The sequence below is a fragment of the Myroides albus genome (genome assembly GCF_009711045.1).
Classification (GTDB): Bacteria; Bacteroidota; Bacteroidia; order Flavobacteriales; family Flavobacteriaceae; genus Flavobacterium; species Flavobacterium album_A.
Window position 1 is genome coordinate 1 of the sequence record NZ_WMJX01000075.1, and the last position, 6,622, is coordinate 6,622.

5 protein-coding genes are annotated in these 6,622 nt (G+C 28.9%); 4 read left to right on the forward strand and 1 reads right to left on the reverse strand.

From position 1 onward, the window contains the following. On the forward strand, nucleotides 1-782 hold a 782-nt coding region (locus GJV76_RS14915; protein ID WP_155093384.1), incomplete at its 5' end, for a response regulator transcription factor. Between the two features lie 430 nt (nucleotides 783-1,212). Next, nucleotides 1,213-3,249, forward strand: coding sequence for a sensor histidine kinase (locus GJV76_RS14920; RefSeq protein ID WP_196216242.1), 2,037 nt, complete (start codon nucleotides 1,213-1,215; stop codon nucleotides 3,247-3,249). Nucleotides 3,250-3,341: 92 nt separating this feature from the next. On the opposite strand, the gene GJV76_RS14925 is transcribed toward GJV76_RS14920, so the two are convergent. Further along, entirely contained in the window at nucleotides 3,342-4,250 is a 909-nt protein-coding gene (locus tag GJV76_RS14925; protein ID WP_155093386.1) for a DUF4822 domain-containing protein, read from the reverse strand. Between the two features lie 280 nt (nucleotides 4,251-4,530). Here GJV76_RS14925 and GJV76_RS14930 point away from each other — a divergent pair, with 280 nt between their 5' ends. After that, nucleotides 4,531-5,931: a phosphatase PAP2 family protein gene (locus tag GJV76_RS14930; RefSeq protein WP_155093387.1), complete on the forward strand. Its 1,401-nt coding sequence runs from the start codon at nucleotides 4,531-4,533 to the stop codon at nucleotides 5,929-5,931. Between the two features lie 126 nt (nucleotides 5,932-6,057). Beyond that, nucleotides 6,058-6,270, forward strand: a complete 213-nt coding sequence (locus GJV76_RS14935; protein ID WP_155093388.1) for a hypothetical protein — start codon at nucleotides 6,058-6,060, stop codon at nucleotides 6,268-6,270. The last annotated feature ends 352 nt before the right edge of the window (nucleotides 6,271-6,622 follow it).

Genomic DNA, 6,622 nt, shown 5'->3' on the forward strand with positions numbered 1-6,622 from the left:
AGTATCTTAATTGTCCACTTTTTGCTGACGATTTACACTTATTGCTTATTATAGAAGATCAACCAGAACTTCGTTCTTTCATCGTTCAGAATCTAGGTAGCCAATACCGCTATGAGGAAGCGTCAAATGGTACGGATGGAATAAGACTCGCAAAAGAATTACTTCCCGATTTAATTATTAGTGATGTGATGATGCCAGATACAGATGGACTTGAATTGTGTGAAACACTCAAAAACAATATAGCCACTTCTCATATTCCAATTATGTTGCTTACGGCAAAAGCAGAACAAAAAGACAAGCTAATTGGGTTAGAAACTGGAGCAGATGATTACCTAACCAAACCGTTTTCACTCCAGGAACTCAAACTCCGTGTAAAAAACATTTTAGCTTTTAAAGCATTACTTCGAAAGAAATTCAATGGAAATAATCTTCCAACAGCAGAAGAAACACCCGAATTGAATAGCCGCGATCGAAAATTCGTTGACGATGTAACTGTAATGGTAGAAACCAATATTTCTAATCCGCAATTTAGCGTAAATACTTTAGCAGAAGGTATATTTCTATCCGTTAGTCAACTCACTCGTAAACTGAAAACCATCACGGGAAAAACGCCTGCGGATTACATTCGAAATATTCGCCTTGAAAAGGCTTGTGCATTGTTGAAAAATGGAGGAAGTGTTGCTGATGTTGCTTGGGCAGTTGGTTTTGAAGATGCTGTTTACTTTAGCAAGGTATTCAAGAAACATTTTGGATTTTCTCCTTCTTCTATAAAAAACAAATAGTATTCATTGATTCAACTAAAAAACAGTTAAGTAGTTCTTTCTAGTTGATCACTAGTATATTCCTAGGCTATGATTTAATTGTGATTCGTTAATAATGTATTCAATTGATTGATAAATACATCTTCTGATTTTTTAATTGATTCACTATTGGAATTTGCAATTAATTCAACATTTAAAATACTAAATTGTTTATTGTATTGATTAAGTATGTTTGCGTTGGAAAGTTGTTCTGTATTTTATAGAATGGATAGCGTCTGTTTTTTTATCATCATAATCCTTTAATTTTATCTAAGGAGGATACAAATGAAAACCTTTATATTTGTTTCTTTATTTTAGCCAATTTATTTACATAATGATGGAGCATTTATTCTTCTTTTTTAGTCTTTCGTTTATATACTGTACATTTTCGAAACTTTCTAGCTTCACATTAATGTTTATACATAAAGCGAAACCATCATTCATATATATATTACCTATTGTATTTATTTTCTTTTTTCTATTTGGATGCAATCGTAAACAAACTATACATCAAACAGACCTAGATAATCTATATGCATACAAACGTACTCAAATTCAAAAAGATAGTATTGCCAATAAATACAGTAAAGCAGGTTACGAAATTCTACAATCAGACCAAAGTAAGAAAAAGAATAAACAAATAGATAGCTTAATTTCAAAGTTACGTTGGAGTAGTAATACAGAACTCTTTTTTAAACTAGTAAAAACTGCCGAACAACAAGCTAAAGAACAATATGATATTTCTAGATTGGCACACCTTTATGAAAATATGGCCGTTTATTATCATGATGAACAACAATTAGATAGTGTTTATACCTATTATCTTAAGGCAGAACATTTATATAAAGAAAGTAAAGATAGTATAGCCTTAGCTGAAAATATTTATTATCAAGCTCGTTTACTCTATGAAGTAGATTTGTATCAGGAATCAGAATCGAAGCTTGATTTCGCATTAAATATTTTAAAAAAAGATCCAAAAAACCCAATAAATATAGAAGCGAATCAGCTAAAAACATTTTACAAAAAAGAAACAGATAAAGATATAATACAGGGGTTAATTGTATTAGAACAAATCTATTATCAATTAAAAAAGGATAAAGGAATATATACTATTTTACCAAAAGAAAAATTCAATCTTGCATTTGCTAATTTGTGTTTAAACATAGCTTTAAACTATATTGATTTAGGTCAATTATCAAAGGCTAAGGATTTTTGTTTAGAAGGATTAGACAACGCTAAAAATATAAAAGCAAATCAAATACAAGCGCATTTAAACTGGTCTTACCACAAAATATTATATCAACAAGGATTGCAGAAAAATATTGTAAATGATTTAATAGACTCTTATAACACATACATAGAATTAAACCATCCTTTTTACGCCATATCATTATCCACTTATATAGCAGAATTATACAGAGAACAAAACCAAACTTATCAATCCTTGAACTGGTTACTAAAGGCTTATGAATTAGCAGATAAAAATAAGTTTTACAAACAAAAAAAAGAAGTAATACAACAATTGTTAGAAGCTCATCCTACCTATGAAACACAGGAATTAATTGCTGAACTAGTTAATACATCTTACTTTATGGAAGAGCAACAGAATAAAATAGTAAAAAGTTTTACAAAAATTGAATTTGACACTTTTATATTAGAACAAGAAAACTCAATACTAAAACAACGCGTTATTTTATTGTATTTCATCATAACAAGTGTTATAATTAGTTTTATTTTTATTTTCATTGTAGTGAGACTGCGAATTAAAAATAGGGAATTAATTTATGCTAATGATAAACAACAAAAAAATGAACAAATCTTAAATTTAATACTAGAAAAAGAAAACATTGAGAATCAGACTATTTTAAAAGAACGTAATCGTATTGCTAGAGATTTACATGATGGAGTGGTTAATAGCATTTTTACTCTTCGCTTTAATACACAACTATTACAAATTCCTAATGAAGAATTAAAAAATAGTTTAATTAAAGAACTTATACATCTAGAACATGTTATACGAAATATATCTCATTCATTCGCATACCACGATGTTTTGCAAAACAAATCATTTGAAAAGCTTCTAAATGAATTAGTCAACAAACAAAATAATGAAAATAAAACTGACTATAGTTTTGAGTGCAATATTAATCTTGAATATTTAACTAACCATCAAAAAATTAATATTTATCTAATTATTCAAGAGTGTTTTCAAAATGTGAATAAACACGCTAATGCTAGTAAATGTAAACTCCATGTTGCTTTTGAAAATAACTACATTATTTTTAGTATTAAAGATAATGGTTTAGGCATGAAGTATAATTCCAATCATGGTATTGGACTTAAAAATATAAAAGAAAGAGCAGACAATATATCAGCTAAGTTAAAAATTGAATCTGAATCGAATAAAGGAACAACGCTATTATTATCTATTTTAGCAGAATCAATTTAAAACGAATACGCCAAAAAAAGCAGACATCCCCAACAAGTTAATAATAGTTGAGGACGTCTTTTTGCTTAATTGGAAAAAATACAAATAACTAATTAATTGATAGGCTCATGCTCCACCCTTAACAAAGTTTGTTCAACTTGTATATCATAGGTGAATTTATCATTTGTTAATTCAAAAATATCTACTGTTCTTTCAAATGTAATAGATCCATCTGCTGCTCTCCCAATTAAAGTTCTAGTCTTACCATCTAATGAAACATACCAATCACCTTGAGAGCGAACAGCTGATTTATCCCCATAAGCTGTTATTAGAAAACTACCATTAACATACTTATTATCCTTGTTTTTCGGAAAATATGCTCTGCCACTATTATTTATATAATATGCATCGCCAGAAAAATTTGAGGCTGGAGGCACAGTTCTATCTAACTCTATAGCTTTATCTATCCCGTTTGTAATATCCAAAACCTTAGTAGTTTTCCATTCTACACTTGATAAAATTTCAGCTGGAGTATTTGGTTCAGGGTGATTAGTAACAGGAATATGTTCAACACTATAAATAATATCTGGACTATTTACATCTGCAATCGAGTAGGTAAACTTTTTATTATTCAATTCTATTATATCTACGGAACGTTCAAAAGCTATTTCATTTTTTGAGTTATACGCCTTTAAATTGCGTTTAGAATCATTATCCGTTAAACTCCATAAACCAAACATTTTATGACCATCGTTAAAATCCACAATTCTAAAAGTTCCATTGGTGTTATAATAAGCATATCCTGCATACATAGCACCTGGCATAATATCTAAGCTAATATCGTTACCTTTATTATCCACTATTTTTGAGGTAATCCATACGTGATTTGATAATATTTTAGCCCCTGATTCTTTCTTTGTAATAATTTCGTTTTTAGAATCATCACTAGAACAAGAAAAACTTGCAATTGACAACGATACCAAAAAACCTACTGCTAAAAATTTTAATAAACTTCTTTTCATCTTTTATTATTATTAATGTTTTAATTAATTTGAACCAAAAATAAACACTAAAAACATTACTACAATAAAAAAAACCTCGTTTTTAACATTTATTATCCTAAAAGGATATTATAAAACACATACTTTTATAATATCCATTTCCTTGTAATAAATAATAGCAATGGATACACCTTAACAAAAAAATACTAGACAAAAAATGAGTAAGCTTTAAACATGACTATAAGTGTATATTCATATAAAAACATAATTATAATCCTATACAAACAAAAATGAATTCGATATGAAAAAAATAAAAGCCTTGTATTTTTTATCACTTCTATTCACAACTTCGATAGCCCATGCTTTTCAAGAGGATCTTGGTTCTGCCTATAAGAAGAATTATACTAACTATAAAGTATCTGATTCTATCTTTCCAAAATCATTCTGGAATAGTGAATCTGTTAAAATAACTTTCGTTCCGTCTATTTTTTTTGGCTCGACAGCTATAACCTGGAATGGCAGAGAGCATATTCTTGAGACTAGAAATAAATATATTCCCGAATTTGCCAATACTTTTGATGATTATCTACAATATGCTCCTGGAGCTTTAGCTTTTGGTTTAAAAGCATCTGGGGTTAAAGGTAGAAATAATATAAGGCGAAGCGTGTACAATTATGCTGGAAGCATGCTAATTACTGGAATTTTTGTAAACAGTTTAAAATACTCAACCAAAGTAATGAGACCCGATGGAAGTACTGCTAATTCATGGCCATCTGGTCACGCAGCAACTGCTTTTGCCAATGCTGCATTTTTAGATAAAGAATATGGATTGGTTAATCCTTCTTATTCTATCACAGGTTACGGAATGGCCATCATGACAGGGGTAGGTCGTAGCATGAATAATAGACACTGGTCACCTGATATTCTAGCAGGTGCTGGTTTTGGAATTCTTTCCACTAATTTGGCTTACTTTTTCATTGATAAAATATACGGTAATAAAGGAGATAATCTGAGTTTCTTATCTAAAATTGAAGGCAATGAAACCCCTTCTTTCTTAGCAGTTAGATTAGGAGCTAGTTTTAATAGTAATAACATACTTAAGTTTCATAACGATGGACCTGAGGCTAAAATTGGTTGGGAAGCAGGCTTTGAAGGCGCTTATTTTTTCACAAAATCAATAGGGATTGGAGGAGAGTTTACCATATCAGGATATCCTTTAGCACAAAATAATACAAACAAACTGGAAGCTTCTGATACTTTTGAACAGTATAATCTTTCTACCGTAAATTCTGCACTTGGTTTCATGAATGCTGGTATTGGTCCCTATTATGCGTTTCATTTTTCTTCTAAATTTAATATGATGTTAAAAGCTACAATAGGGTATTCTTTTGGGGCCTCTGGTAAAATTGAAGCCAAACAAAATGACACAGATATATTTCTACCAGTTAACATTCTAGATAACATGACTATTAGCTCTTATAAACCTCATAGTTCTTTTCGTTGGTCAACAGGTACAGCTTTTACCTACAATATAACCGATCAATTAGGATTATCTTTATACGCAGATTATTCTACTACTAAGCCTACCATTAAATATACACCAGGAAATCCTCAGCTTAATTCTTCAAATAATAAATTTGAGTCCAATAAGGCTGACTTACACTATCTATCGACAGGTCTCAGATTAACGGCTTATTTTTAGAGATAAGTAAGCAGATTAATAATGAATATCCTACATTATTTAACACTTTAAACATCAAAAATGTTAAAAATATTTAATTTTAAACCATCTACAAAGATTATAATTATTTTTGTGTAAAAATTCAATATGAAAGTTAAATTTAAGGATGAAAAACAACTAAATGTTGTTATGAGCACTATTTCAAATTATGTGCAATTATATAGTATAGAAAATAATATAAAATCTGTCAATGATATGGGTTCTCATGTAGAAACTTTGTATTTATTTTTAAAAGATCATAGTAATGATAAAAAATCCTATACAGATACAATAGATAAATTATTAAAAAAGACTGAATAACCATTTTTAGTTTAAATCTTTACAATTCTGATAAAAAATACTTTTATATTAATCTTTTAGAAAAATATGGTATAAAAAACACATTATATTCGTTTTTTTTATTACATTTGCAATTCATAAACAACTGTTATATTTCTAATATGTAAATTTTAATAAAAGTAATTAGATCTAATATTTAACGCAACTGTATTAGTGTCTAAAATATACTTAGATTGGTTTTCTAATTTACAATTAGTTAATAACTAAAAGGGAGCTTATATTAGCTCCCTTTTTATTTCATATATAGTAATATTAATCGTTAAAAAAATGAATATATTGTAGGCTTCCCTTTTTTAGGACACCTCTAAATTCG